22 protein-coding genes, 1 tRNA gene and 1 pseudogene are annotated in these 26,774 nt (G+C 64.4%); 19 read left to right on the top strand and 5 right to left on the bottom strand.

All coding sequences use genetic code 11. From position 1 onward, the window contains the following. Positions 1 to 64 precede the first annotated feature (64 nt). From OXG33_11830 to OXG33_11780, 11 genes and pseudogenes are all read left to right on the top strand, one after another. Positions 65 to 508 (top strand): helix-turn-helix transcriptional regulator, encoded by a 444-nt coding sequence (locus tag OXG33_11830; GenBank protein ID MCY4114604.1) that lies wholly within the window; start codon positions 65 to 67, stop codon positions 506 to 508. A gap of 26 nt (positions 509 to 534) precedes the next feature. Next, positions 535 to 780, top strand: coding sequence for a hypothetical protein (locus OXG33_11825; protein MCY4114603.1), 246 nt, complete (start codon positions 535 to 537; stop codon positions 778 to 780). Positions 781 to 871: 91 nt separating this feature from the next. Then, on the top strand, positions 872 to 3,265 hold the full coding sequence (locus tag OXG33_11820) for an AAA family ATPase (protein ID MCY4114602.1): 2,394 nt from the start codon (positions 872 to 874) through the stop codon (positions 3,263 to 3,265). Between the two features lie 2 nt (positions 3,266 to 3,267). Next, complete coding sequence (locus OXG33_11815) at positions 3,268 to 4,485, top strand: hypothetical protein (GenBank protein ID MCY4114601.1); 1,218 nt, start codon at positions 3,268 to 3,270, stop codon at positions 4,483 to 4,485. Positions 4,486 to 4,664: 179 nt separating this feature from the next. Continuing rightward, positions 4,665 to 5,282 (top strand): hypothetical protein, encoded by a 618-nt coding sequence (locus OXG33_11810; GenBank protein MCY4114600.1) that lies wholly within the window; start codon positions 4,665 to 4,667, stop codon positions 5,280 to 5,282. 150 nt (positions 5,283 to 5,432) lie between these two features. Next, positions 5,433 to 5,579: pseudogene (locus OXG33_11805) on the top strand (3' terminal RNA ribose 2'-O-methyltransferase Hen1). 431 nt (positions 5,580 to 6,010) lie between these two features. After that, positions 6,011 to 7,231 (top strand): BsuPI-related putative proteinase inhibitor, encoded by a 1,221-nt coding sequence (locus OXG33_11800; protein MCY4114599.1) that lies wholly within the window; start codon positions 6,011 to 6,013, stop codon positions 7,229 to 7,231. Then, a complete protein-coding gene (locus tag OXG33_11795) occupies positions 7,228 to 8,424 on the top strand; it encodes an META domain-containing protein (GenBank protein ID MCY4114598.1) in 1,197 nt (398 codons plus the stop codon). The genes OXG33_11800 and OXG33_11795 overlap by 4 nt, the downstream gene beginning before the upstream one ends. Positions 8,425 to 8,564: 140 nt before the next feature. Beyond that, entirely contained in the window at positions 8,565 to 8,717 is a 153-nt protein-coding gene (locus tag OXG33_11790) for a hypothetical protein (protein MCY4114597.1), read from the top strand. A gap of 141 nt (positions 8,718 to 8,858) precedes the next feature. Then, positions 8,859 to 9,227 (top strand): hypothetical protein, encoded by a 369-nt coding sequence (locus tag OXG33_11785; GenBank protein ID MCY4114596.1) that lies wholly within the window; start codon positions 8,859 to 8,861, stop codon positions 9,225 to 9,227. 1,058 nt (positions 9,228 to 10,285) lie between these two features. Then, positions 10,286 to 12,337, top strand: a complete 2,052-nt coding sequence (locus OXG33_11780; protein ID MCY4114595.1) for a replication-relaxation family protein — start codon at positions 10,286 to 10,288, stop codon at positions 12,335 to 12,337. Between the two features lie 1,200 nt (positions 12,338 to 13,537). On the opposite strand, the gene OXG33_11775 is transcribed toward OXG33_11780, so the two are convergent. The 3 genes from OXG33_11775 to OXG33_11765 all read right to left on the bottom strand — a co-directional run bounded on the left by OXG33_11775 (position 13,538) and on the right by OXG33_11765 (position 15,066). Further along, positions 13,538 to 13,789, bottom strand: a complete 252-nt coding sequence (locus OXG33_11775; protein ID MCY4114594.1) for a hypothetical protein — start codon at positions 13,787 to 13,789, stop codon at positions 13,538 to 13,540. Positions 13,790 to 13,871: 82 nt separating this feature from the next. Further along, a complete protein-coding gene (locus tag OXG33_11770) occupies positions 13,872 to 14,963 on the bottom strand; it encodes a hypothetical protein (protein ID MCY4114593.1) in 1,092 nt (363 codons plus the stop codon). A gap of 26 nt (positions 14,964 to 14,989) precedes the next feature. After that, positions 14,990 to 15,066, bottom strand: a tRNA-Val gene (locus OXG33_11765). A 107-nt stretch (positions 15,067 to 15,173) separates the two neighbouring features. Between OXG33_11765 and OXG33_11760 the strand changes: the two genes are divergently transcribed. Then, entirely contained in the window at positions 15,174 to 16,205 is a 1,032-nt protein-coding gene (locus tag OXG33_11760; GenBank protein ID MCY4114592.1) for a D-cysteine desulfhydrase family protein, read from the top strand. Positions 16,206 to 16,222: 17 nt separating this feature from the next. Here OXG33_11760 and OXG33_11755 read toward each other — a convergent pair whose 3' ends face one another. Both OXG33_11755 and OXG33_11750 read right to left on the bottom strand, forming a co-directional pair. Next, positions 16,223 to 16,654, bottom strand: coding sequence for a VOC family protein (locus OXG33_11755; protein MCY4114591.1), 432 nt, complete (start codon positions 16,652 to 16,654; stop codon positions 16,223 to 16,225). A 49-nt stretch (positions 16,655 to 16,703) separates the two neighbouring features. Then, on the bottom strand, positions 16,704 to 17,408 hold the full coding sequence (locus tag OXG33_11750; GenBank protein ID MCY4114590.1) for a hypothetical protein: 705 nt from the start codon (positions 17,406 to 17,408) through the stop codon (positions 16,704 to 16,706). An 86-nt stretch (positions 17,409 to 17,494) separates the two neighbouring features. Here OXG33_11750 and OXG33_11745 point away from each other — a divergent pair, with 86 nt between their 5' ends. The 7 genes from OXG33_11745 to ftsH all read left to right on the top strand — a co-directional run bounded on the left by OXG33_11745 (position 17,495) and on the right by ftsH (position 26,765). After that, positions 17,495 to 18,298 carry a zinc dependent phospholipase C family protein gene (locus OXG33_11745; protein ID MCY4114589.1) on the top strand — a complete coding sequence of 268 codons (804 nt, stop codon included), beginning with the start codon at positions 17,495 to 17,497 and terminating at the stop codon, positions 18,296 to 18,298. Further along, positions 18,285 to 19,859 carry a D-aminoacylase gene (locus OXG33_11740; protein ID MCY4114588.1) on the top strand — a complete coding sequence of 525 codons (1,575 nt, stop codon included), beginning with the start codon at positions 18,285 to 18,287 and terminating at the stop codon, positions 19,857 to 19,859. The genes OXG33_11745 and OXG33_11740 overlap by 14 nt, the downstream gene beginning before the upstream one ends. Positions 19,860 to 20,349: 490 nt before the next feature. Then, a complete protein-coding gene (glmS, locus tag OXG33_11735) occupies positions 20,350 to 22,191 on the top strand; it encodes a glutamine--fructose-6-phosphate transaminase (isomerizing) (GenBank protein MCY4114587.1) in 1,842 nt (613 codons plus the stop codon). 161 nt (positions 22,192 to 22,352) lie between these two features. Continuing rightward, complete coding sequence (locus OXG33_11730; GenBank protein MCY4114586.1) at positions 22,353 to 22,754, top strand: septum formation initiator family protein; 402 nt, start codon at positions 22,353 to 22,355, stop codon at positions 22,752 to 22,754. Positions 22,755 to 22,783: 29 nt separating this feature from the next. Continuing rightward, the gene (dut, locus tag OXG33_11725) at positions 22,784 to 23,215 is read left to right on the top strand and encodes a dUTP diphosphatase (protein ID MCY4114585.1); all 432 of its coding nucleotides are present in this window, start codon (positions 22,784 to 22,786) and stop codon (positions 23,213 to 23,215) included. Positions 23,216 to 23,273: 58 nt separating this feature from the next. Then, positions 23,274 to 24,635: a tRNA lysidine(34) synthetase TilS gene (tilS, locus tag OXG33_11720; protein ID MCY4114584.1), complete on the top strand. Its 1,362-nt coding sequence runs from the start codon at positions 23,274 to 23,276 to the stop codon at positions 24,633 to 24,635. Between the two features lie 159 nt (positions 24,636 to 24,794). Next, complete coding sequence (gene ftsH / locus OXG33_11715) at positions 24,795 to 26,765, top strand: ATP-dependent zinc metalloprotease FtsH (GenBank protein ID MCY4114583.1); 1,971 nt, start codon at positions 24,795 to 24,797, stop codon at positions 26,763 to 26,765. Positions 26,766 to 26,774: the final 9 nt, after the last annotated feature.

Below are 26,774 nucleotides of genomic sequence, written 5' to 3'. Positions count from 1 at the left end.
GGCTTTCGAAAGAGGTCGCGAAGGACTCCACGCTCGGAACTGGCAAGAGCCGAGAGCTTACGAGATGAGCATCTTGGAGGATGAGGAGAAGACCATGAGACGGCATGAGGTTGAGGACAGTCACGCCGAGTGGCTGGAAGACATTGAGTATCGACAGGAGTTCGGTTCGGAGGCCGCCAAGCTTGAGGTAGCGGCGGCGCTTGCAGACGCAAGGGAGGCCGCCGGGATGACTCAATCGGCCCTGGCGGAGCGAGCAAGGGTGTCCCAGGCGTACATCGCAAAACTGGAAAGGGGCGACGCCAATCCCACCATCGGCCACATCGGACGACTGTTGGCCTGCATGGGGTTGAAGCCCTCCGTTAGCGTCGCTCCCATGGCACCTGCCGCTTCCTCCGAGCCGGTTCATGTAAAGAGCGAAGGAGCTTCCAAGCTTGAAGCTGTCTCCTCCAACGGCCCTCTGGCTGAAGTCGCCGGTTCTTCCGTCGAGCAACCGTCGCCAGCAGTCTGAAGTCCCGACGCGGGTATGGGCAGTACATGACTACAGAACGAGTTCCACACATCACCGCGGAAGACCCTCGCGGCGCTCAGGCCGCCGCAGAAATACTGCGCCGACACGCAGATGGCGAGCTTGAGGCGAACATCACCAGTGCCGTGCGGAACTTCCTCACCATCACCGGACTGGTACAGGACGAAGAAGTAGTCGAGGAAGCTCCGCCAGCGGAGGGCTTGCGCCAGGCCGTGGACCTGACGGCGCTGGACACCTTTGTCGAGTTCAGTTGAAAGCGATAGCCAAGATTGTCGGGGCACGTCTGACGACTGAGTAATCTCCTACAAAGCACTTGAGACAAGTGACCACAGCGGAAGGAGAACAATGGGGAGTAAGAAGACGGGAGAGGGCCTAGAGAAGGTATACGTAGCGGCGGCTATATGGGTCAATCGTGCACTTCGGGCCGACGATTCGCTATTCACACCGGGTAGACCAATCTGGTCGAGCCAGTGGCTTGGGGAACTGCGGAAGCGGTTCCTGGACAGACCGGATGAGGGAGAAGGCGGCTTCTATGACAAGCTGAAGACTCAGTTGGAAGACAGTCCACCGGAGGTCTACCAACTGATGGCAGAGGCGCTTTTTGCCCAGTTCCTCGTTATCTGGAAAGGAGGAATGGGAGGAGAGACTAAGAAGAGCCAGGTTGAACAGGTGCTGAGTTGGGGGGCACCAGTCTCGACTATTCCTGACGAACTCGTGGGTGGCCTATCGCCAGGCATCGCCCGGAGCCAAGCCCTCACACAACATCGCCCTTATCAGGTGGCATTCGTCATTGAATTCGTTGAGCAATGGAAGGAACAGGCGCCGAGCGAGCGCGATAGTCGGTTGTGCGATCCGTGGGCCTTCAAGGAATTCGCGACGGGTGTCAGCTTTCGCAGTCAACTCCTCCGCGGTCACCCAGACCGTCCGAGTGCCCAGCGGGAGGCTTTGCTCCATCTGGTACACCCCGACACTTTCGAAGGGACCGTTTCCGTCAAGCAAAAGGAGGACATTGCCAAGGCAGGGGCATTTGCACACTTCACCTCAGATGAAACGGCAGACGTTGACCGAAGGCTGGTGCAGATTCGCCGAGGCCTTGAGGCCGGCCTTGGGAAAGATCTGGATTTCTACGATCCGGACATACGTCGCCGATGGGAACGCTCGACGCCCGATCCTTGGGATGAGTACCTCAGACACGCCTCGGAGTATCTGGACACCGGGAGGCTCGAAAGCTGGGAACTGAGCTACAAATTCGAAATAGGTCGAAAACTTGCGGGCGCCCGAGAAGCTGTTCTCGCCGGTGGCGACGACTGGGGCGACTTGGTAAAGAGAGGCATCTCTGGCAACATCATCCACTTCACACAGCAAGACAACTTCCGTCGTTGGATAGATGGGTCTCCAGACGACGCACAGCGAGCGCTTCTGGCTCTGTGGACGAGGGATGCTTCATCCCTTGAAGACCGCGTGCGCGCCTTTAGCACGCTTTTCCCCAAATCAGTGACAAGCGGGGCGGGGACCCGCATGAACGTCATTTCCCAGTTGCTGATGGGGTTGGATGCTGAGCAGTATCCACCGTTCAGGGTCACCACATTCGCGAATGCGTACGCTCGTACTGGATACGACCAATCTGAACACAACGCGGACGAGGCAACCCTGTACGAACATGCCCTTCAATTTCTTGATCGGTTCATAAGCGAGGCGCAGATACGTGGACTGCCTGTCCGCCACCGGCTCGACGCTCAGTCACTCGTCTGGGTAATCCCCGACCACAAATCCGAGACAGGCGGACCAAATGGTCGGTCTGAGAACCTGCACGAGCTTGCACAAGAATTGTTGCTTGCCGACCCCGATGATTTCCTCGACAAGATCGAGGCGCTGCTCTACGACAAAGGGCAAGTCATCTTCCAGGGGCCGCCGGGCACGGGAAAGACCTATGTCGCGCGGAAGCTAGCTGAGCATCTTGCGGGATCGGAGGAGCGGGTTTCGCTGGTGCAGCTACATCCATCCTATGCCTACGAGGACTTCGTGCAGGGCTTCCGCCCCACTCTGAAAGGTGGGGTTGCTGGCTTCGAACTGAGAGACGGGCCGCTCCTACGAGCTGCCAAGCTCGCACGTCAGGAAGAAAACGAGAAGCACTTCTTGGTCATAGACGAGATCAACCGGGGCAACATCGCCAAGGTGTTTGGAGAACTTTACTTCCTGTTGGAGTACCGCGACCAAAAGATACGCCTCCAGTACCAGAGGGATGATGAAGAGGATTTCTCGCTGCCTCCCAACCTATACATCATCGGGACGATGAACACCGCAGACCGGTCCATTGCGTTGGTGGACCTGGCGCTGCGCCGCCGTTTCTACTTCGTCGAATTTCACCCAGACGACGAGCCGATAAGGGGCGTACTCCGTCGCTGGCTCCAGCTGAAGGCACCTGGCATGGAGTGGGTGGCCGACGTCGTCGACCGCGCAAACCAGAAGCTAAGCGATGACCGGCACGCGGCCATAGGGCCGAGCTACTTCATGAAGGCTGACCTCAATGAAGAAAGAGTCGAGCGCATATGGATTCACAGCATCCTCCCTTACATTGAGGAACGCCTCTTCGGAGAAGGCGACCGCCTCGGCGAGTTCGATCTCGGCGACTTGCGCGGATCAGACGGTTCAGACTCGATAGTGGATGACGGCGAGGTGCAGGAAGCAAGCCGCGAGGAGGACGAGGGCGGTACTGAGAACGGGGACAGGGACTTGTAGCGATGCGGGAGATCAACCTAAAGGAGTACGCCACTAGCGAGCATGCGCTTTCGGCCACCGAACGTGATGCGCTCCAAGAAACCCTGCCATCGCTCGTGTTCCAGCCTGTTATTGGGACGGACCGCACGTACCGAATTACGTCCGGCTCAATTGTTGGAGCTGTGGATATTGGCGACTTGTCGGTGCTCATCGAGCCGAAGATCCCCATCCCCCAGTTGCTTTCGCTTGTGTGCTACGCGATGGGCGCGTTCAGGCCCCAGCGGCAACTGTTCGACTACCCACACGAATACGCACTGCCGGATGTACTGGCTCTCTCGCTTGCCTCGGCCGCCCGGCGGGCGTTTTCTCGCGGGCTGCTGCATGGATACCTTGAAGAGGAGGAGGCTTTGCAGACCGTGCGTGGTCGCGTCAGGTTCGGCGAGCAGATGCGGAGAAGGTTCGGCACCGCCCTGCCGGTCGAGGTCCGGTACGACGAGTTCACGGACGACATTCTGGCGAATCGACTGGTCAAGGCAGCAACTGCGAAACTTGGTGGGATGCGGCTGCGATGGAAGGCTGCACGGAGTGAGTTGGGGCGGATTGTGGGGACGCTCGACAACGTATCACTGGTTGAGTTCTCGCCGCTCTCCGTGCCGGATGTCCGTTTTGATCGGCTGAACGAGCATTATCGTGAGGTAGTCGCGCTGTCGCGGCTGGTCCTACGTCACAGTGCGTTCGAGTCTCGCCGGGGAGAAGTGCGGGCGTCCGGGTTTCTAGTTGATATGAACGTCGTCTTCCAGGAGTTCGTGACTCAAGCACTGCGGGAGCAGCTTAGTGTCTCAAGGAGCTTGTTCCTCGAAAGATACATTCCAAGCCTTGATAGGAGAGGCAATGTGAAACTCAGACCTGACCTCACTTGGTGGCATGGTAGGGACTGCCTGTTCGTGGGTGACGCCAAATACAAGGTGGCTGAGGGGCGAGTACACCACGATGATCTGTATCAGTTGCTCGCCTACGTAACGGCCCTTGATCTGCCAGGAGGGATGCTTATCTACGCGCAGGGCGAGACTAAGCCAGTGGTCCACGAGGTCAGACGTTTCCACAAGCGGCTCGAGATTGCCGCTCTCGACCTGTCCGGGACACTCGATGTGGTGCTCAATCGCGTGGTCGGAGTGGCTCGCAGGGTGGAGGAACTCCGGGACGAGGCGAAAGCACTGCGCCGTAGTAGGTCCGCAGCTTGATGGCCCGCAACGTGGTGATATCAGTTCAATGATAAGGGGCACGAAGCATGAGAGTCGTAGATTCTAGGTGTCAAAGGATATCAAGCATAGATCAGTGGCGAAGTCGAATCTTTGATGGGACTTCGAAGATCAGGCATTGGAAGAGGGGACGGAGCGCCTATTCACTCGCCGAGTTCATTATGGACCGGAATGGTGCTGCATATCTGGAAGAGCGTATGTCTCAAGTCCTATCACGGCACATAAAGTTGGAGAAGGCCAAACCGGAGTATCTGGCAAAGTTCGACCCCTATCCAGGAAACCCTAGCAACTTGGATCTTGGAGTCACGGGTGAGGTAGGTCAACTGAACCTCAGGGAAAGCCTGTTTGTGGGAATAGAATCCAAGGTAGACGAATCCTTTGGGAATACGGTGGGGAGCAGGTTCTCATCGGCAATGAAGTCACGGGAGGCAGGGAGGAACACCAACGCGCCAGAGCGGGTGAGGGACCTGTTAGCGAAATATTTTTCGGCTAAAGGTTCGCCGAACTCTTCTCGGTTTGCAGATGTTCGCTATCAACTCTTGACCGGAACCGCTGGAACGGTTGCCGCACCGGGAAAGGTCTCCGTGTTCTATATCTTGGTCTTCAAGACTTCAATGTACGATGCAGGGAAAGGCTCGGCGAATCAACAGGACTATGCCGAGTTCATAGAAGCCGCCCGCGGTAGAACTCTCTTGCGCGAAAGCGAGAGCTTTAGGGCTGACGAGCTCGTGCTCGACGGCAAGAAGTTGGTCTGCGTCTATGACCATGTGAGCCTATGATGCCACCTTTCTGCGTCAGAAAGAAGTTTCTCGCTAGCAACTAGGAGGATTGACCAATGTCCAACCAGTTAGTCGTGGGGAGGAAGACTTGAGCACAAAGGCCCGCCGGGAGTTAAACCACGCGGGTGTATACGTCTCACCGCTTAGATAATGTTGCTCACTATCACGACGACGCATCAACCTGCGACCGACCTGGGATTCCTGGTGCACAAGAATCCCAGCCGGTTCCAGTCCTTCAGGCTGCCCTTCGGGAGGGCCGATGTCTTCTACCCCGAAGCTGACGTCCACCGCTGCACGGTCCTATCATAATGAGTCCAATTCCGCGCAGTGAGTGAGTGGTTGGGCGGTACATAGGAGATTTCTTCGTGTCTTACGGCAAGAAACTGGGATTGGGACGGCGGACCGAATTCACGCCCCGGATCATCATGGGTGGACTGGTACTGCTGCTATTGGCGGCCACGGGAGGATGCTCCGACGCTCAGCCCAGTACTGGCAACGAGCCCACCGTTTCCACATCAGCACAAGCCGCCACTCCCCAGCCTTCCGTTGCTGCACCTCCCTCGCCGCTGCCTGTCGACGCTAAGGACGTTGAGGTCGTCTATGCGTCTCCTTCATATAGATATCCCATTCGCTGGGACAAGGGAAAACATGACCCTCTGTGGGGGGACCTGGACGCCCACGCACCGACCATCGACCAATTGCTCCGTGCGATAGAAGGTGGCGCTCTTGTGGACGTGGTGCAGATGAATGAGGATGGCGAATCCACATGGACCTCGTATTCCGGGCTGGTCATAAACCTCAGGTTTCTCAACGGCACGACTTGGTCGGTACAGCAGTTGCTAAAATGTGACCTCACGTCGGAAGGGAGGGAGACGAACTGCCTGCCTGTACCGGACCACTGGGAGCTGCTCCACCGCAACGAGGTAGTCGTGTCCACGGCGCTAACCGAGTGGTTCCAGCGGGTCGAAGAATACATGCCCAGTGTCGAGTATTACGCGTTACCCGAACAGATACGCTTGGGTGAGCCGTTCTCCATCTCCGGGGCAGGCTATCACGACGGCGATAGAGTCGAACTGGGCATCGAGTTCGTCGACCAAAGTAAGCTGCCTCTCGGCGAGGTGTCGCTGGACCACGGGGCCTTCCGTTGGGATGGGGAGTTGTTTCAGACAGCCCCCACTGGCTACGCTATCGTTTCCATGGTGGTCTTCGAGGGCACCGAACGCGTTGGGGGCCTGACCGTGTCGACCACCGTCGCAAGATCGACTGCTGCAACTGCCACGACTCCGTTACCTGCGTCGGCAGAGGAGGAATACAGTGCGGCCGACCTGACCAGGTGGTATGAGCGACTCGTAGATGTCAAGAATGTCCCCGGCCTTGCGTGGACCGACCTGAACGAAGTCGAGAACCGCATTGAAATAGGTGTGTACCCTCTGCGCGGGGCTCGTGAGGAGTGGGAGACTGCCCTGTCGACACTGGATGTCCCGCGGGAGGCTATTGTGATCCACGTTGGATGCGCAGGCATTAGTCAATGGCCTCTCGACCCTGGTGAGCCTGCGGACGAAGCGTTCCTCAGCGCCATCGACTATTCGCTGGAGGTGGTGCCCCAGACCCCATACGGCGAGACGGTGTGGATGAAGCTGAGATTGCGAAACATTAGTGACAAGCCTGTGAGCTTTTCTCTCGGTGGCAGACCCCCCCATGACTTCGTGGTCTCCACATCTGGCGGAATGCAAGTATGGCACTGGAAGTGTGCCAAGATAACCCTCCAGCCACTGGACAGCAGAACTCTGGAACCCGGTGAGGAGCTGGAGTTCGTCGGGGAGTGGGAGCAGGTGGACAACCGTGGGGAGCCAGTTTCCCCAGGCACCTATCTGGTGCGTAGTATGCTGAATCTGGACTCATTCAAGAAGCTTGTAACCGAAGCCCATGCGTTGGAGGTGGTCAAGTGAGGTCTACCGTCCCAATTGGGCCGCTGATCATTCTCTTGTTCCTCGTGGCTGCCTGCGGCGGCGGCGATCCCGACCCAGACCTGGCTGGAGAAGGCACATGGGTCCTCGAATCGTTGGACGGTCGACCGGTCATAGAAGAATCTACGATAACGCTGAGGATTGGCGACAACTCGATCAACGGCATCGACGGATGCAACTCTTACGGCGGGCGGTCCGAGGAGGGTACGCTTGTCGCCGGAACGGATGGCGTGCTCTCGATCCCACCCTTCGGGGCCACCGAGATGTTGTGCCAGGAGCCCGAGGGCGTCATGGCCCAGGCCGATGCATACGTGGCGGCCCTGTTGCAGGGGGAGAGGTTCCGCATTGCGGACGATCGGCTTGAGATCCTGGACAGCGGCGGCGCGACCAGGCTCATCTTCGTCAAGCGGGCGCCGCTGCCGGGGAGTCCCATCGACCTTAAGGGCACGGCGTGGCGGCTCCTCATGGAGGGCGATGCGATGGACGGCGTTGGCGCGCCAACCCTGGCCTTCCTGGACCACCGCCTGGTCACCGGAGCGACCGCCTGTCGCAGCTTCGCAGCGACGTACGGAACATCCGAGGGTGCTCTGAGGTTTCGGGGGACAGGAATGTTAGGGAGCTCTCAGTCATGGCAGTCGTGCGCAAAGAACGAGCGGATTCTGGAGGGCGAGTTCACCGACTCCCTGACGTGGGCGAGGGAGTACTCGATTGACCAGGAAGGGGGATCGAGCCGCCTCACAATCTGGAGCATCAGGGGCAATACGCTGACCTTCGAGCCGCTGCCGCAGGCCGTCGAGGACATCACCGACACTGATTGGTCCCTCACGGCCTTCGTCGAGCTCAGACTCGACTCCGGGATGTGGCACCACCGGACCACCGAGGTGGCCCAGGGAACCGAGGTGACGATAGAGTTCGACGGCCACGGCATCAGCGGGTTCATGGGGTGCAACTCTTACGGGGGTTCGGCAAAGGTCGAAGACGGAACGGTCACGGTGGATCGACAGTCCTTCTTCTCTACGGCGAAGCTATGTGAGGAGCCGGATGGCCTGATAGGGCAGGAGAAGCGCCACTTCTCTCTGGTGCAGCAGGCAACGCGGTACGGCATCTACGGCGACGGTCTCTTCATGCAGACGGACGACGACGTTTTCCTGCTGTTCCAGTCCCGTCCGCCGTAAGAGGCGTCACCTCCACCTGAGCCGAGTGCAACTCAGGCTCGCCTTCGCGGGCCTCCGCCCACAATCTTCGGACAAGGGTGGAAGGCAGATATGAGTCTCATAGTGCCCGGGGAGCCGGTCACAGTCACCCTGGATCTTACATGAAGGCGTACTCGGCTCCCCCCGGCCTGCTGGAGAAGTTCCAGAATGTCATCGTGCACGCGGTGGACAACCGGGACTTCTTCGAGTGGAGCTTCCCCGCCAACGGCATGATCTCGCCCCTTGAGCGCATCTATCTGCGGCAGTCGCAGTGAGCGGATTGGGAACCTGCGAAGGAGTACCGGAATGCCCGCCTGCGCCCGTCAAGCGATGAAATCGCGGCGGCCCGTCGTGGCTGCTGACCCGCATGGCGTGGTACTGCGGCAGAAGCGGGAAGAGGTGAATTGATGTGGGGCATGGAATCCGCCGAAGTGGAAGCCTTGAGGGTAAACCTGTTCTTCTATTTTGTCTTCGGTCTCGCGCCGACCATGACCATGCTCACCAGTCTGGCAGCCGGATGGTTCCGCAGGAATATGGGTTTGGGGTGGATGTGGGGTCTCGGAACGGCTCTGGTAAGTTCTCCTGCGGGGCTTTTGGTGCTCATTCTCTTCATGGCGACGACGGCAGGCAAAGACGTCTCAATCCCGTCATGGGGCGCGTGGGCTATCTGGGTGGTTCCATTCGTCTTGAACGGCCTGATGTTCTCCGCCTTCGCTGCGCTAATGATTGGGAAATGGGCCAAGAATGACAAGTCCTCAACGGGGACTCAACACGCGAGTGACTAAACTGAAGAAAGATGCGATGGCGATGCTCAGAGCACTCGCTTAACCGTTCCGCATCCACACGGTGTTCCCTTTCTCACCAACCCGCCCGTCGTCCGCAAACTTGCTGCTCTCCGCTGGCGCGCTTGCAGCCGGATGTTCGATTCTGCCTACAAACTTGTGGGTTTCACCTAGCGGCTTTGCTCCTTCCGTCGCAACCAGCCCCTGACACAAAGCGTTCGCTGTTTTAAGTTCGGTAGAGAATTCCTGCCCTTCCCGCTCCAGCTTTGAAACGGCGTGAAGGTGCAGCTTGCAGCGAGCTTCCTTCCGTGTACTGCTCCTTGGCATCGCGGAGGACCCTCGCGGGGTCATGTGCTGACGCATCAAGCGCCTAGCAGTCCCATATTACATCGATGTAGTCCCTCGAAAGGGATTACAGGCGCGTAGTCCTCTCCGAGGGATACCGCTCGCTCTCCTAGGCCCGCAGACTGGTCTAACGACGCCCGAGATTCGGCGTCAACGGCGGAGAGATCAGCTTGCATCCCGCCGAGACCGGCACGGAGGAGCGGGATGAGAAGGGCCGATAGAAAGAGACCGTCAAAGAGCGTCACCACGTCCGCGAACGCATCGGCGGCGTACACCCCCAAGCAGCGGGAACAGATGCGACACGGGCTGCGCATCCTGGCTCGCATGATCGTCCGCGCTCACCTGCGGCGAGAGGCATTCCAGGCCGTCTCAGCATCGCCGGAGACGCCGCCCGAAGGGTAGGCTCGCGGATGAGCCGCTCATGGGCGGCGGGCAATGGGGATAGTGTCGTACGCGTCACCCGTTATGGAGCGTTGGCAAACCCTCCCCACTTCCCCAGACTCGACGGAGCGGCGATGACCGGCGGCACCAGGGAAGCCAAGGCAAGGACGCAAGAGAGGCCGCTACGCCGCCTGGAGAACCTTTCAGAGCCCTCTCCGAGTGCATCGCCATCTACCACAAATCTCGTCCCATAACAACGTCCTGCGAGGCATTACATGCGAGCAATTTCCCGTTCAAGATGAGATGTTGGGACGTTAGCGAGTTGGAGCATCCGATTGGCAGCCACGAATCCACAAGCACAAGCATCGAACGGCGCGGCGCAGGCCGGAGCAGACCTGGACGAGGCGGTCCGGGACTACGTGCGCACCTACGCCGTGCTGCACGGCAAGCCCAAGGCGGCCAAGGCCCTCGGCGTCTCCCGCCACACCCTGTGGCGTTTTCTCCATCGAGGCCAAGCGGGGCGAGCCATCCCACGTGCGGTGCTGGAGCGTGTTGGCGGCAGCGCAGAGGCGCTGGAGGAGGCCGAGGAGCGGTTGATACTCCAGGCGCAGGCCAGGCGACGGCTGAAGGACGGCGGAACGGCGGCAAGCTCGGTAACCGCTTCCAAGCGGCTCTCCGAGGCTCTTGAGGACGCCCTCCGGCTGCTGTGCGCCGCGCCCCTGGCCACCGTGGACGAGCTGGCCCGCTTCGGGCGCGTCCCTGCTTCCACCCTCCGCGCCCGGTTGGGAAAGCTCGCCAAACGGGGCTTGGTGGACTCCGTGCCGCACCACCTGAGCGTTCTCGGCTCCCGCCCCCAGCGCCGCTACTTCCCCACAAAACAGGGCATCCTCACCGGAGGGCGGATCGAGCACGGCACGGACCACTTCCTCAGCGAGTACCCGGTGTCCAGGCAGTGGTTCCGGCTGCTGGCCGAGCGCATGGACGCCGTGGCCGTGCACTACCGCGTGGCCGCCATGATCGCCGATGCTGACCCGCATGAGAAGCCCGTGCGCGTGGACCACTACCGCAGCGGCCCCTACGACATGCTGGTCACCATGTCCGGTGGACGCTCCATCGGCGTCATCCGCCAGGGAGCGACCCTGCCCACCTCCAACCTGCGCTACCGCCTCAGGAGCGTCGAGCGCCTCCCCAGCCGCGAGAGGCCATTCGCCACCCTGGTGCTGACCCATGCAGACCAGGCCACCCGCAGGGCCATCCGGTCATTGAGCGACCCCTCGGAGCACCGCAGGACCTTCGCGGCGACGGAAGGGGAGCTTCTGGCCGTTGCCCACACCGGCGCCGTCTGGCAGCAGTGCGGCAGCGGCCTGGGCAACGACCCTCCCGTGCGCATCGACCCCAGCGCATCCCTGAGGAGCATCCTGGCCTGGATGGACCGGCTGCTGGACTCGTCCCACTCCTTCTTCCGCGACAACCCGAGGCCCGACCTGGAAGACCTCTACTCCTCCCGTGTGAAGGCCGCCATGCCGGAGCCCACAAAGCAGATCACCTACTCCCTTGCAGTCCAACTCACCCGCGCCGAGAAGGACGCCCTGGATCTGCTGGCCGCCTGGCCCCTGTGCACCCGTGAGCAGCTCGCGGGGTTCATGGGCGGCGTCACCCTGCGCAGAGTCAATCAGGTGCTCCGCTCCCTCCGTGAGCGCGGTCTCATGCGGGAGGACGGCTCCCTGCTCATGCTCACCGACGAGGGGCTGACGTATCTGGCCCGCCGGGACCGGGCCGCTGTCGGCCTCACCCTCGACCGCTGGAGCCCTGAACCAACGGACGCAAACCCTCCGGTCTACGCAGGGACCGCCCTGCGCGCCCTGAAGTCCCAGCTGCGCCACCACGCCGGCGTCGTAGGATTCGCTTCCATGCTCTCAGCCGAGGTCGCCAACTCCCCGGACCACGACCTGTTCGACCTGCTGCCCACCCACCGCTCCAGCATCGGCTACCGGCACGACCAGACCACCTACGCGATCCACCCCGACGCCTCCTTCACCCTGGAGTACAAGGGCGAGTGGCGTCCCTTCCTGCTGGAGTTCGAGCGGAGGGCCACCACGCCGAAGCGCATCCCCAAACGCCTGCGGTCCTACCGCCGGTACTTCCTGAGTGGATGGGCGAAGCGTGACCACGAGGGACATCTGCCCTATGTGCTCTTCGTCTTCGAGTCCCATGACAACGAGGCCGCCTTCCTCGACATCGCCGACGGAGAGGACGACGTGCCCATCATCACCAGCAACGCAGAGGCCATCGCCGAGCATGGCGTCCTGGGCGACGCATGGATGTTGCCCCCGCCGTACTCCCTCGACAGACGACCCCTGGCCCTGACGTACCAGGTGCAACAGTGACCACACCCGCCGAATTCCCTCCACAGAAGGCCCCTGACCCTGATGCATCAGGTACAACAATGACCGTCTTTTCGGTTCCCGACGCTTCCAATAGGGGTCGTCCCAGCAGCTTTGCTGGGACAACTTGCAGACGCGACCGGTCACGCATCTCCGCTACCGCCTGCAAAAGTACAATCGTTGCAGAACCGACCGGTCAGCCCGTTTTCGCCGCCACGTCACGCACCCCCGCTTCCCTCGCTTCTCAGCTACGGCTTATAGCTACGCAGCCCTGCCCGCAACCCTCAACCTACCGACGCCGAAGCTCTCGCAACTTGCTGCCAACTTGTCGCCAAAGCCGTTCCCGACACTTCCTATAGGGGACAAAAGGGCATTCCCCTTACTTACCGTGTCAGCCCCCAACAGCTCCCAAAAGTACAATTCGTTGCAGAACTGGCGGGACCGCCGATCATCCCATACTCGACCTGTTGGACGCTCTGGACGGGGTGACCGGTCAACAATCTCTCTGTCGCAGTCTCAGAGTGCGTCGGCATCGCTTGCTCCGATGTGGCTCCCATGTGGCTGTCTTGCCGACTTGCATTTCTGCAACTCCGCCCTCATGCCGTGGAACACGCCCCGACCAAACATTGCTTGCTCACCTGCCAACCTCCCCTCCCGTTCATCCGGTTTCAGGTTCAAAACAGCCCCAACTTGCATTTCTGCAACTGACGCCGATCCCTGTACACCCCCACGACATCGAGACAGACCGGGAGCAGCCTGTACCCGAAGCTCTGGCACGCCTCCCTTGACGGCGAGGTTGCGGTTGCGAGATGATAAGAGTAAGACTCAGTGCGGTAAAGGCAGGCCGTGGACCCATGCCCACCAAATCCAGAAACACTGATACTGTGACTTTCTCCTTGCCGCCGGAGACGGCGAAAGAGCTTAGGGAAGTGGCGACAGAGGAGCAGCGTACCGTGAGCGAGTTGCTCCGTGAGGCCATACGACTCTACATGGAGGAGCGGGAGTGGCGAATACAGGAACGGATGCAGCGGCGGCGCTCACGCCAAGAGAGACAGACCGAAACCAAGGGAGGATAGAGATGAACGAAAGGACTGACATGACCCCCGTCGCCCTCTACGCCAGGGTGTCCAGCGACCGGCAGGACGTGGACCTGTCCGTGGCCGCCCAGCTGCGGGCATTGCGGGACTACGCCGACAAGAACGGCTACGTCGTGGCAAGGGAGTACATCGACGAGGCCGAAAGCGGCAGGATCGCCGACAGGCCGGAGTTCCGCAAGATGCTGGACGAGGCCAGCAAGCCGGAAGCCCCGTTTGCGGAGATTCTTGTCTGGAAATTCAGTCGATTCACCCGCAAGCGGGAGCACGCCGTCGCCTTCAAGTCCATGCTGAGAAGGAAGGGAGTCCGCGTCGTCTCAATCACCGAGCACGCCGACGACTCCGCCACCGGCAGGCTCATGGAGGCCATCATTGAGTCGGTGGACGAATTTTACTCGGAGAATCTTGCCGAGGAGGTTCGCCGGGGGATGCGGGAGGCCGCATCAAGAGGCTTCTGGGTCGCCAGCAGGGTGCCCTACGGCTACGCCAAGCGCATGGTGCAGGACGGGGCCAAGAAGCGCCCTACCCTGGAACCCGATCCCGCCACTGCTCCCGTGGTGCGTCGCATCTTCGACATGGCCGAGTCGGGCAGGGGCATCCTGGACATCGCCCAGACCCTCAACGCCGAGGGCATCGCCAACCCCACGGGCAGGCTCTGGTCTAAGAACGGCGTCCACATCATCCTCCGCAACGAAGCCTACACGGGAACCCTCCTCTGGGGCGTCGGCGGGAAGGGCAAGGATGAGCCGGTCAGAGTGGAGAAGGCGTTTCCCGGCATCGTCACCAAGGCCCAGTTCAAGAGAGTCAACGGGCGGATGCGCCGACGCGCCCCCAAGAAGACGCATCCGCGCAGGGTGGGGAGCAGCTACCTGCTGAGCGGGATGGTCAAGTGCCGGACGTGCGACGGGGCGCTCTCCGGCCAAGACGCCAAGAGCGGAAAGTACGCCTACTACGTCTGCCAGTCCATCATGAAGCGGGGCAGGCACGCCTGCGAGACCCCCAGGCTCAACGCCCGTCGCTTCGAGGAGATGGTGGTGGGGAAGATACGGGAGAACGTGCTCACCGAGTCCAACATCCGGGAGCTGGTTCGGCTGGTGGACGAGGAGATGGACGGCATCGCCAAGGAGCAGCGCCAGAAACTTCAGACCATCGAGTCGGAGCTTGAGGACGTGAAGCGCAGGCTGGGACGACTCTACGACCTGGCGGAGACCACGGACCTGGACATCGAGGACTTCAAGCCCCGCATCAGGGACCACCGGGAGCGGCAGGAGAGGCTGGAGGCGTCGGCGCAGGAGGCCAGGGGCATCCTCTCCCAGCGCAGGGAGGTCTTGGACGACGTGGAGACCATCACGGCCTACGCCCGGGACCTGAGCGTGTTCCTCAACGAGAGCGAGCTGACGGAGCGTAGGGCCTTCATCGAGAGCTTCGTGAAGGAGATCGTCGTCATGCCCGGCAACGCTCTGCTGCGTTACAGCATCCCCATGCCGGAGGATGCTCCCATAGGGGGAAGGGACGCCGAGGAGGTGGCTCTCCACGCCCCGGTTCTGTCTACCGTCAAGTCTGGTGGGCGCGAGGGGACTCGAACCTCTGACCTCCACGATGTCAACGTGGCGCTCTAACCAGCTGAGCTACGCGCCCGCGGCCCAATCCGCCCGGCGGGTGCGCGTAGCATACTCCATCAGTTTCAGGCGCCCGAGATGCGCGCGGCGCATACTTGGGGTCTGCGAAATCGGGATACTCCACCCATGAACACCCGCGACCCGGTGCCGGTGTCGGTGGCCGACCTGCGACGGCGGATTGCCGCATTGCCGCGCTTTCACCTCACCGATCTGCCCACGCCGTTCGAGGAGCTGACCAATCTCCGCCAGGCCATCGGCGGGCCGCGGGTCTTCATCAAGCGCGACGACTTGACGCACAGCGCCCTGGGCGGCAACAAGAACCGCAAGTTCGAGTTCGAGGTGGCCGACGCCCTGCAGCAGGGCTGCGACGTGATCGTCTGGGGCGGCGGCGTGCGCCAGTCCAACCATGCGCGCCAGTGCGCGGCGGCCGCGCGCAAGGCCGGGCTGGACGTGGTGCTGGTGCTGAATCGCGGCATCCACGGCGACGACCGGCAGGGCAACCGCCTGCTCACCGAGCTGCTGGGCGCCGACGTGCGGCAGGTGGACAGCGACGAGATGTTTGGCGTGGAGGACGAGATGCAGCGGGTCGAGCGGGAGCTGCGGGACCAGGGTCGTCGTCCCTACATCGTGGGTTACGGGCCGCTCACCGCCGTCGGATACGTCGAGTGCCTCATTGAAACCGTGGAGCAGGCGACCGAACGCGGCGTCTCCCTCAGCCACGTCTACGTCGCGTCCGGCGGGGGCACGCAGGCCGGGCTGGAGCTTGGAGTACGCGCGCTTGGTCTGGACCTCCAGATCCGGGGGTTCACGCCGCTAAGAGTGCCCGGCGGCCGCACCCCCGAGCAGGCCCGGATGGCAAACATGACGGCCGAGCTGCTGGGGCTGGACCTGACGCTCGACGCCGCCGAGATTTCGAATACCGACGCCTACATGGGACCGGTCTATGCGGGCGCCACGCCCGACGGCATCGAGGCCATCAAGCTGCTCGCGCGAATCGAGGGCGTCTTCCTGGAGCCGGTCTACACGGCCAAAGCCTTCGCCGCGCTGCTGGACGACGTGCGCAGCGGCGCGCTGAGCGAGCAGGACGCCGTAGCCTTCATGCACACCGGCGGCACGCCGTTGATCTTCGCCTACGCGGAGGAGTTGACCTCCGAATAGCGCCGCCGGGCTCAGCCCTACAGCCGCTCGGTGAACTCGATGACGTTGCCCTCGGGATCCTTGGCGTAGACGACGCGCTTCCAAGTGTCGGGCCAGTCCTGCGGCGATCCCCAGTAGTCCAGACCCAGGCCCTCGAGCGCCGCGAGAATCGGATCCAGGTCGTCGACGATGAAGTGAATGTGGTTCATGCCGTGGCCATTGGGCCCCTTGGGCACGATGGCCGAGGGGTGATTCGGATACTTGATCAGCTCGACGCCGTTGGGATGCTCGGGCGTGCCCAGGATCACGGCCTGCAACACAACGCCGGTGAGACCCGTGATGCCGTCGATGAACGGTCCCTCGCGGACGACGCGACGAGTTTCCTGCAAGCCCAAGATCTCGCCGTAAAACCGCTCCATGAGCGGCAGATCGCGCACGACGACTCCGGTATGCCCTATCGTGATTGCCACAGCGTTCCTCCTGCGCCCGTCTGTCGACCATCGCTCCGGTGATTTCCGGCTACCCGAATAGCAGCTCTTCACACGCCGCGACGGACGGATCACCCTCGATCTCGATCTCAATCTCCCGGGTCACGACGTCGGGTTTCACCGGGATCGGTGGCTCACCAACCCACAGGCGCCAGTCACCGACGGCGGCGACCTCAAACACGTAGTCCCCAGCCATTGGGGCGCGGAACGTAAAGGCCCCGCTGTGGTGCACGGGGCCGTCGTGAACCACCACCGGCGACCCATCGTGTCCCGTGGCCGTCACCATCACGTCACCGAGGTGCCAGCCTTCAAACTCAAACGCCACGGTGTGTATCCCCGGCAACAGGTCGAGTGTGCCACGGTCCTGGCCATACCCGGCCGTCGCCTGGTAGGTGATGGCCGAGGGGGCGACGACCGCCAACGTTGGTTCCGGCGGTTCCGGCCAGGCAAATTCTCCAGGGCCGAACACCGTGTAGCCCAACTCCCGCAGCCCGCGCACGGCGGAATAGCGTTGGTCAAGCGCCCACAGGTCACAGGGGTCGCGCCCAACCTCGGCCGCATAGCCCCGGTAGACATCGACGTGGAAAGGATGCATCTGGCCGAGATACGAGCCGCTGGGCCAAGACTGCGCATGCTGGCAGAAGCTCTCGCCCTCGTACGCGACAGCGAAAACGGCGCTGGTCGTTACCCCGGCGAGCACCACCAAGCCAAAGATCGGCAGTAAGACACGAGCCATCGAACTTCCATCCCGTGCCTCCCTTTGGCAGCCCAACACGATGCTGGGAATATTGGATTCGCGGGTACTGTAACAGGGAATGCCTAATGGCCCTTTCGCGCGCGCACTTGCAGCTTGCCGTCGAGGCGGCGGACCGCGCGAGCGGCCGCCTGCGCCGGGTCATCGACGCGCAGTTCAGCCAATTCTGCGTCGGCGCTGTGGCGCCCGACGCGCGCGAACGCAACGAGACGGGTCGGGCGGCCACCCACTTCTTTGAGTTTCGCGAGCCCGGAACGTGGGGACGCGCGACGACGGAGCTATTCGCGGCCCGGCCCGCGCTGGCTCGCCCGGACGCCGTGTCGGACCCGCAGGCCGCCTACGTGGCGGGCTACCTGGCGCACCTGGCCGTGGACGAAGTCTTCGTCCTCGTCTGCGGTGAGCATGCACGGCGCGCGGACCGGGCAGCGACGGTGGGACTCACCTACGCGCTGGAGCATGGCTGGAACGATCCATCGGGGGCGCTGGCGCGCGCGGCGGCGGCGGTGCATCCGTTCGATCCGGGCGGGATGGACCTGATCGTTGCGGCGGAGCCGCTGGGCAGACTGACGCGGTGGGTGCATCTGCTGGCGCTTGCGACCAGCCCGGCGGAGATCGTGGGCGTGTTCGCCCGCGCCGACGGGCGACCGGACGACCCGGCCGAAGCCGAGCGAATCGCCGCGGAGCGCGTGGCCGCCGGGCGGACGCTGTTCGGCGATGACGTGGCCGAGCGCTTCGCGACGCTTGCCGCCGATGAAATCGATCGCCGACTCGCGGCCTACGAGCGCGGCGACGGGGCGCGCTACGATTCGCCATCCCTCCGGGCCGGTTTCGAGACCGCGCCACCAGCCGCATCCGGAGATGCCTGTGCATGACCTGGTGATCCGCAACGCGAGCATCGTCGACGGCACGGGCGCGCCCGGCCACCGCGGCAGCGTCGCCATCGATGGCACGCGAATCGCCGCCGTCGGGCTGGTCCCGGATCAGGGCGCACGAGAGATCGAGGCCGACGGCCGCGTGGTCTGTCCGGGATTCATTGACGTGCACACGCACTCGGACCTGATGCTGCTGGCCGAGCCGGCGCATGAGCCCAAGGTGCGCCAGGGCGTCACGACGGACCTGCTGGGGCTGGACGGGATCGGCTACGCGCCGCTGGCCGACGAGTTGCAGCCCGCGTTTCGCGATTATTTCGCCGCCCTCAACGGCGACCCGCCCATCAGCCACGACTGGTCCACCGTCGCCGGCTGGCTGGACACGTTCGAGGGCGCGGCGGCCTGCAACGCGGCGCATCACGTGCCGCACGGCTGCGTGCGGGCGGCCCTGATCGGATGGGAGGACCGTCGCGCGACGCCCGAGGAGCTGCGGGCCATGCAGCAGATCACGCACGAGGCGTTCCGGGACGGGGCGATCGCGCTCTCGACCGGCCTCGACTACAAGCCGTGCGCCTTTGCCGACACCGATGAGCTCGTGGCCCTGAGCGAGGTTGCCGCCGAATTCGACGCGCCGTACGTGCCGCACATGCGCTACATCCTCGGCATGCGCGACGCCATTCGTGAAACCATGGCCATCGGGCGGCGCGCGGGCTGCCCGGTCCACATCTCGCACTACATCAGCAGCGGTCAGCGCTGGTGGGAGAACCTGGACGAGGCGGACCGCGGCATTCGCGCCGGCGTGTCGCTGTCGTTCGACACCTATGCCTATCCCGCGGGCAGCTCACTGCTGCACTTCTCGTTTCCCGATTGGGCGCTCGAGGGCGGGCCGCAGGAAATGCTGCGTCGCCTGGAAGACGCGGATACGCGGGCGCGGATCGCGACGGAAATGGCCAACCGCGCCGGCGACAACGCGCTTGAAGTCGACCGCGCGCTGCTGTCGAGCATGCCGATCGGTCCCAACCGCCACCTGGAGGGCCGCATGCTCGGCGAGGTGGCCGACGAGCGGGATCTGGAGCCGCATGCATTCCTGGTCGATCTGGTGCGGGAGGAGCGCGGGCGGGCCGCGTCGGTGTTCTTCAACGACCAGACGGACGACGACTTTGCGCAGATCATGCGTCACCCAAGCCACATGGTGGGCAGCGACGCCATCCTGCTGGGCGACGCGCCGCACCCGCGCACCTACGGCACCTATCCGCGCTTTCTGGGCCGCTGGGTGCGTGAGCTCGGGGTCGTTCCGCTGGAGGCGATGGTGCGGCGCATGACGGGCATGCCGGCGGCGCGCTTTGGGCTGGTGGACCGCGGAGTCCTTGCCCCCGGCATGGCGGCCGACGTGGTGGTGTTCGATGCGGACACCGTGATCGACAACGCTACCTTCGAACAGCCGCGGCGCCTGCCGACCGGCATCGACCACGTGATCGTGAACGGTACCGCCGTGATCGACGACAGCCGGCACACGGGCGCAACGCCGGGTCGGGGCTTGCGTCGGGGCCGTCCCGCCGAGTGAACGACTCCGCGCCGGGATATAAGGGCGGCGGTTGGTTCATGGGCCTGTGGTGGGCCGTGTGGCGGCGGCTGCTTTCGCGCCGCTGTTCCGTCTGCGACGGAGGGGGTCTTGAGGCCGGCCATACCGGCCCGCTGCCCAGCGGGCGTCCCCACCGCTGCCCCCGCTGCTACGGCACGGGACGCGTCGCCTGGCCCTAGATCGCCCCGGTTGCCGGCGACCGCCGGCGATGCGTGCGGGTTCGGCGCGCGGGCCGGTTTGAAACCGGCCCCTACCGGCCATCCAGGCAGCCTGACCACAGTAGGGGCGGGTCTCCGACCCGCCCGTCCGGCTCTACGCCAAGCGTAGGGGCGACGCATGCGTCGCCCGGCCGTAGACCCCAGATTGCGGGATCGTCACGGCCTGGGTGTCCGTTAACGTTGTTCAAGCGACCCATCGGACGGTATAGTTGACATAACCGCGCCTGCTGGCGTGGCTTCCCTGGAGCATGCGGATGTGCGGCATCGTCGGGTATCTCGGCCACGAGCCCGCCTCCGGCCACATTCTCACCGGCCTGCGCGCCCTCGAGTACCGGGGCTACGACTCGGCCGGACTTGCCGTGCTGGGTCCGGACGGCGTCAGCGTGCGTCGGCGGGCGGGGCGCCTGCACGACCTCGAGGCCCTGGTCGAGGCCCAGCCCGTCGAGGGGACCATGGGCATCGGCCACACGCGCTGGGCGACCCACGGCGCGGCGACCGACGCCAACGCGCATCCGCACCGCGACGGGTCCGGGCGCGTGGTCATCGTCCACAACGGCATCACCGACAACTTTGCCGATCTCCGCGACGGGCTGCTCGCGTCCGGCCACGCGTTCACCTCGGAGACCGACACCGAGGTCATCGCCCACCTGATCGGACTTGAGCTGGATGCGGGCGCCGATTTGGCCAGCGCCGTCGGAGCCGCCGTGGAGCAGCTCGAAGGGGCCCACGCCATCGTGGCGCTTTCGCCCGACGTGCCCGACTTGCTCGTCGCGGCACGCCGGGGCGCGGCCGGGGGACTCGTCGTGGGACGCAACGGGGAAACTACCTGCATCGCCTCGGACCTGGTGGCCGTCATTCGCCACACGCACAAAGTCCAAGTCCTCGAGGCCGACGAGATGGCGGTGGTGCACGCCGACCGAGCGGCGCAATTCACCGACCTGCGGCTGCGGCCGCGCACGCGATCCACGATCGACATTCCCTGGGACCCGCTCTCGATCGCCAAGGCGGGCCACAAGCACTTCCTCGCCAAGGAGATCCACGAGCAGCCGACCACCCTGGCGTCCGTGATTCGCCCACGCATCACGCTCGATCCCATCGAGTTGAGGTTTCCGTCCTTCCGGCTGCCCATGCCCGCCGCCGAAATCGAGCGCGTGGTGTTGGTTGGCAGCGGCACGGCCTGGCACGCCGGTTTGATTGGGCGGGACTACATCGAGGACTTTGCCGGCCTGCCGGCGACCTGTGAGATCGCCTCGGAGTTCGCCTATCGCGCCGGCCCGCTGAGCCCGCGCACCCTGGTCATCGCGATCACGCAGTCCGGTGAGACCGCGGACGTGCTGGCCGCCATTGGGCGCGCCAAGCGGGGCGGGGCGACGGTGGTGGGCATCGTCAACGTGGTGGGCAGTGAGGCGACGCGTCAGGCGGACGCGGTGATGTATATGCACGCGGGTCCTGAAGTCAGCGTGGCCGCGACGAAGACCTTCACCTCTCAGCTGGCGTCGCTGCATTTGCTGGCGTGCCAGCTGGGCCTCGCCCGCGGCGTGCTCAGCCGCGAGCAGCTGCGGCACCATCTCGCCTCGTTGGCGCACGTGCCGGAGCACGTCGAGCGCGCGCTGACCTGCGAGCCGCAGATCGAGGCCCTGGCCCGCCGCTTCCACCGCTTCTGCGACTTCCTCTACATCGGGCGCGGTCAGGCGTTCCCGCTGGCGCTGGAAGGCGCGCTGAAACTCAAGGAAATCTCATACATCCACGCCGAGGGCTACGCCGCCGGCGAGCTCAAGCACGGCCCTATCGCCCTGGCCGAATCCGACGTGCCGGTGGTCGCCGTCGCCACCGCGGGTCCCCTGCGGGACAAGACGCTCAACGCCGTCGAGCAGGTCCGGGCGCGCGGCGCCCCGGTGATCCTGATTGCCACGGAGGGCGACGAGCAGGCGGGCGCGACGGCCGACGAGGTGGTGTACGTTCCCAAGACGGCGGAGGCGGTGGCGCCGATCGTGACCGCGATTCCGCTCCAGTTGCTGGCCTATCACGTGGCCGTATGGCTTGGAGCGGACATCGACCAGCCGCGCAATCTCGCCAAGTCCGTGACGGTCGAGTAGCCGCCGTGCGAACGCAATGCACCCGGACCCGCGTCCGGCCCCCTTTCCCCTGGCGGGAGAGGGCTGGGGTGAGGGGGCAGTCCCCGTGCGTCCATGGCAGATCAACCCACGGCCGAACGTCGCCGGTCGGGCCGTACGCCGAGCTGGATCGGCGGGCCTGAGTGGCCTCTCGAACGCAATTCCTGCTCCGGTCGCTGGCGATGCTGGCGCTGATCGCCGTCCTGGTGGTGATCATCCAGGAGGCCAGCGGTTCATCCACCCAACAGGTGGCGCAGCAGCGCGTCGAAGAGTTGCGGCAGCGGATCAGCGCCGCCGAGCTTGAGAATCAACGCCTCGACGAGCAGTTGCAATACGCCCGCTCGCTGCCGGCGTTGCGGGAGATGGCCAAGCGCGAGCTTGGGCTGGTGAACCCCGGGGACCAGGCCGTCGTGCTGCAGGGCCAGGTGGAGGACCGCCCCAGACCGGCGCCGTTGCCGATACCGACGGTTCCGCCGCCAGAGCCGGAACCCATTGAGATCGGATATCTCAGCGGCTGGATCGCCCTCCTATCCGGCGGCGATTGAGCGGGGCAGCCCCGCTAGACTGACCGACTATGCGCGTGCCCATTGCGCGGGTCGATCCGACGCTTCCCCTGCCCCGCTACGCCACCGAAGGTTCCGTCGGCTTCGACTTGATCACCCGCGAGACCACGCGCATTGAGCCCGGGGCGATCGGCCTCATCCCCGGCAACGTCATCATCGCCGCGCCCCCCGGATGCATGATCCTGGTGGTCGCCCGCAGCAGCACGGCCCGGCGCACCGGGCTGGTCGCGGCTCACGGCGTCGGCATCATCGACCGCGACTATTGCGGGCCCGAGGACGAGATTCAGGTCCAATTCTGGAACCCCACCGACAACCCGATAGAAGTCGAGCGCGGGGCGCGCATCGCCCAGGCCATACTGGTCCGGGTTGAGACGGCGGAGTGGGTGGAAGGCGAACCGGAGGGTACGACGAGCCGTGGAGGATTTGGCAGCACGGGCGAGTAACAGGTCCCCGGAGCCCGCGATTCATCCCCGCCGAGACGTTCGCCAACTGCAGGATCGGGTGTTCCGTGCCTTGGGGCGCGCCGGACTGCATTCGGACGACGTGGTCGTCGCGGCCGTTTCCGGCGGGCCGGATTCAATGGTGCTGCTCGACAGTCTAGTGGCCGCGCGGCGCCGAGGCGGACCGGCCGTGCACGTGGCGCACTTGAACCACGGACTGCGCGCCGAAGCCGGGCAGGTGGCGGAACGCGTGGTCCGGCACGCACGCAACGCCGGCCTTCCGGTGACCGCCGGCACGCCCCGCGACTATCCGGTCGGCGGGACGGAGGACGCACCGTCCGAAGACGCCGCCCGCCGCGCCCGGTGGACGTTCCTCAGAGACGTTGCGCGGCGCGAGAGGGCCGCGCGCATCGCCACCGGCCACACCCGCAACGACCAGGCCGAGACCGTGATCATGAATCTGGCTCGCGGATCCGGGCTGCGCGGGCTTGCGGGGATGCGGGCGGACGACGGCGAGATTCTGCGGCCGTTGCTCCCGGTCTCGCGCGACGACATCGCGGCCTACGTGCGGGCCCGTGAACTCGTCGTCGACCGTGACCCGCTGAACGAGACGCCGCAGTTCCGGCGAAATCGCGTCCGACACGAAGCCCTGCCGCTGCTGGACGACATCTATCCCGGGGCGGTGAACGCCATCGCTCGCGGCGCCGAGGTTCTCGCCGGCGAGGTCGACGGGCTTCCGCTCTACGTGCAGCCCGCCGACGGCCTTCGCATGCCGCTGCATCCGGAGCGCGCGGCGGTGCCGGAGGGATTGTTCCCCACGACGTTCGTCGCCGCCGTTCGTGCCCTGGGCGGCAGGCGACAGCTTGGGGCGGCGCAGCTCGGCGCCGTGGCCCGCGCGCTGCGCGACGACACGCATGGGCGATGGGTCGATCTGACTGACGGAACGCACGCCTTTGTGCGGGATGGGGCGGTGGTGCTGTACCCGGAGCGCGTGCGCGATCCGACATGGCGGCCGCCTGTTTCGGTGACCGTACCGGGCGAGGCGCGAGTGCCCGGCGGATCGGTCATCGCCGAGTTGATCGAGGGCGGCTCGCCTGTGGGGCATGGCGTGGCGCTGGACGGATGCGCGCTCGACCATGAGCGGCTGCAGGGCCGCACGCTCACCCTGCGCGCCCCGGCGCCGCGTGAGCGCGTTCGCCTGGCTCGCGGCCAGGACACGCGCGACCTCGCACGGCTGCTCCGCAGCCGCGGGGTGGCCGCCGACATCGCCTCGAGCATGCCGGTGCTCGACGTCGACGGCTCGGCCGTCTGCGTGCCCGGCGTATGGCGGGACGAGGGCTTTGCGCCGCGTCCAAACGCACGCATGGTCGTGGCGCTGCATGCGCGCTGGGATGCGATCCGCCCGCCGGATGCACGGGCGTGAATCCTACGGATTGCAGCCCTGGACTGCGCGAGACTCGAACCGTGGTGACCGCGCCGGGCACAATGCCGCGAGGCCCTACCTTGATATACTGGCCGTTCCGCCGGCAACTCGCGTCTTTATCGCGGCCCGTCGCACTCCCGCACGAAAGATCCTCGATTCATGAATAACCGGCTCGTGCGCAACGGGTTCATGTATCTCGTACTGGCCGTGGCGATTCTGGTTGTGCTGTTCGTCATGTTCAACCCCGGACAGCCGAATCAGCAGGTCGTGCCGATTAGCGAGCTGCTGAGCCGGGTCGAAGCCGCGGCCGACAGTGGCTCTCAGCCCGAGATCTTGGTGAGCGCCAACCGCATCGTGGCCAGAGTCGGCGGCTCCGCCGTCAGCGCCGTGGTCAACGATCGCTTTGACATCGACCAGGCGCTCGCCAACCGGGGGCTCAACGTCAATGGCCAGCAGGTCGCCGTCCAATTCGAGGCGCCCAGTCCCGCCCCAACCATTATCAGCATCCTGACCTCGATCTTGCCGCTGCTGATTTTCGTTGGGTTGCTGGTGTTCATGATGCGGCAAGCCCAAGGCTCCAATTCGCAGGCGCTGAGCTTCGGCAAGAGCCGCCCCCGCATGGTGACGGGCAACCGCCCGCGCGTGACGTTCAAGGACGTGCAGGGCGTGGACGAGGCCAAGCAGGAGCTGGCCGAGGTGGTGGAGTTCCTCAAGTACCCCGAGAAGTTCACCAAGATCGGCGCGGAAATCCCGCGCGGGGTGCTGCTGGTGGGCCCGCCGGGCACCGGGAAGACGCACTTGTCGAAAGCCGTCGCCGGGGAGGCCGGGGTGCCGTTCTTCAACATCAGCGGCTCCGAGTTCGTGGAAATGTTCGTGGGCGTGGGCGCCTCGCGGGTGCGCGACTTGTTCGAGAAAGCCAAGCAGAACTCGCCGAGCCTGGTGTTCGTGGATGAGATCGACGCCGTTGGCCGGCAGCGGGGCGCGGGCCTGGGCGGCAGCCACGACGAACGCGAGCAGACGCTGAACCAAATCCTCGTCGAGATGGACGGCTTTGACACGGATCAAACGGTGATCGTGCTGGCCGCGACCAACCGCCCGGACGTGCTGGACCCCGCCCTCCTGCGGCCCGGCCGTTTCGACCGCCGCGTGGTGCTGGATCTGCCGGACATTCGCGGACGCGAAGCGATCTTGCGCGTGCATGCGCGCGAGAAGCCTATCGAGCAGGACGTGGACCTGGGAACCATTGCGCGGCAGACGCCCGGCTTCTCGGGCGCCGACCTGAAGAACTTGCTCAACGAGGCGGCCATTCTGGCCGCCCGCCGCAACCGCACGACCGTGGGCATGTTCGAGCTGGAGGAGGCCATCGACCGAGTGATCGCCGGTCCCCAGCGCAAGAGCCGGGTGATGAGCGAACACGAGAAGCGCGTCACGGCCTTCCATGAGATCGGGCACGCCTTGGTGGCCCATCTGCTACGGCGCGCCGACCCCGTCTACAAGGTCACGATCCTGCCTCGCGGCCAGATGGGGGGCTATACCCGGTTCTTGCCCTCGCAGGATCGCCACCTGTTGTCCAAGTCGGAGTTCGAGGACCAGCTGGCGGTGGCGATGGGCGGCCACGCCGCCGAATTGCTGGTGTTCGGGGAGATGACCACCGGGCCCAGCAACGACATTCAGATGGCGACCGAGATCGCGCGCCGCATGGTCACGCAGTACGGCATGAGCACCAAGCTCGGTCCCCGGGCGTTTGGTCGCCGGGAGGAGTTGGTGTTCCTGGGGCGGGACATCGCGGAGCAGCGCAACTACAGCGAAGCGGTTGCCGAGACGATTGACCGTGAGGTTTCGCATCTGATCGATGACGCACATCACCGCGCCCAGGACATGCTGGCGCGAAATCGTGGCCTGCTTGAGAAGCTCTCGGAGACCCTGATCGAGGTCGAGACTCTCGATGCGGAGGCCTTTGAGCGCTACGTCGACGAATACCAGGGGCGTACGCCCGCGGCGCAAAGCGATCCACAGCCCGCGCCGCCAGGTCCGACGACGGCGCCGGCAGCGCCCACGACCAGCCCGAACCCGCCGACGGAGCCCACTCCCGCGCCCAAGCAGCGGCCGGCGGAGGGCGCCGCCGGCTAGCCGCCCGGC

This window comes from Chloroflexota bacterium (assembly GCA_026708035.1).
Classification (GTDB): domain Bacteria; phylum Chloroflexota; class UBA11872; order UBA11872; family UBA11872; genus JAJECS01.
This window is presented reverse-complemented; position numbering and strand designations above follow the sequence as displayed.

Coding starts and splice junctions, on each gene's coding strand:
- OXG33_11750 (MCY4114590.1), bottom strand. CDS start 17,408: ATGGCTCGTGTCTTACTGCCGATCTTTGGCTTGGTGGTGCTCGCCGGG.
- OXG33_11815 (MCY4114601.1), top strand. CDS start 3,268: ATGCGGGAGATCAACCTAAAGGAGTACGCCACTAGCGAGCATGCGCTT.
- OXG33_11745 (MCY4114589.1), top strand. CDS start 17,495: ATGGCCCTTTCGCGCGCGCACTTGCAGCTTGCCGTCGAGGCGGCGGAC.
- OXG33_11740 (MCY4114588.1), top strand. CDS start 18,285: ATGCCTGTGCATGACCTGGTGATCCGCAACGCGAGCATCGTCGACGGC.
- OXG33_11810 (MCY4114600.1), top strand. CDS start 4,665: ATGGACCGGAATGGTGCTGCATATCTGGAAGAGCGTATGTCTCAAGTC.
- glmS (MCY4114587.1), top strand. CDS start 20,350: ATGTGCGGCATCGTCGGGTATCTCGGCCACGAGCCCGCCTCCGGCCAC.
- OXG33_11785 (MCY4114596.1), top strand. CDS start 8,859: ATGGAATCCGCCGAAGTGGAAGCCTTGAGGGTAAACCTGTTCTTCTAT.
- OXG33_11790 (MCY4114597.1), top strand. CDS start 8,565: ATGAAGGCGTACTCGGCTCCCCCCGGCCTGCTGGAGAAGTTCCAGAAT.
- OXG33_11775 (MCY4114594.1), bottom strand. CDS start 13,789: ATGAGCCTGCCGGTGGCGGAGTCGTCGGCGTGCTCGGTGATTGAGACG.
- dut (MCY4114585.1), top strand. CDS start 22,784: ATGCGCGTGCCCATTGCGCGGGTCGATCCGACGCTTCCCCTGCCCCGC.
- OXG33_11825 (MCY4114603.1), top strand. CDS start 535: ATGACTACAGAACGAGTTCCACACATCACCGCGGAAGACCCTCGCGGC.
- OXG33_11760 (MCY4114592.1), top strand. CDS start 15,174: ATGAACACCCGCGACCCGGTGCCGGTGTCGGTGGCCGACCTGCGACGG.
- OXG33_11820 (MCY4114602.1), top strand. CDS start 872: ATGGGGAGTAAGAAGACGGGAGAGGGCCTAGAGAAGGTATACGTAGCG.
- ftsH (MCY4114583.1), top strand. CDS start 24,795: ATGAATAACCGGCTCGTGCGCAACGGGTTCATGTATCTCGTACTGGCC.
- OXG33_11830 (MCY4114604.1), top strand. CDS start 65: ATGAGCATCTTGGAGGATGAGGAGAAGACCATGAGACGGCATGAGGTT.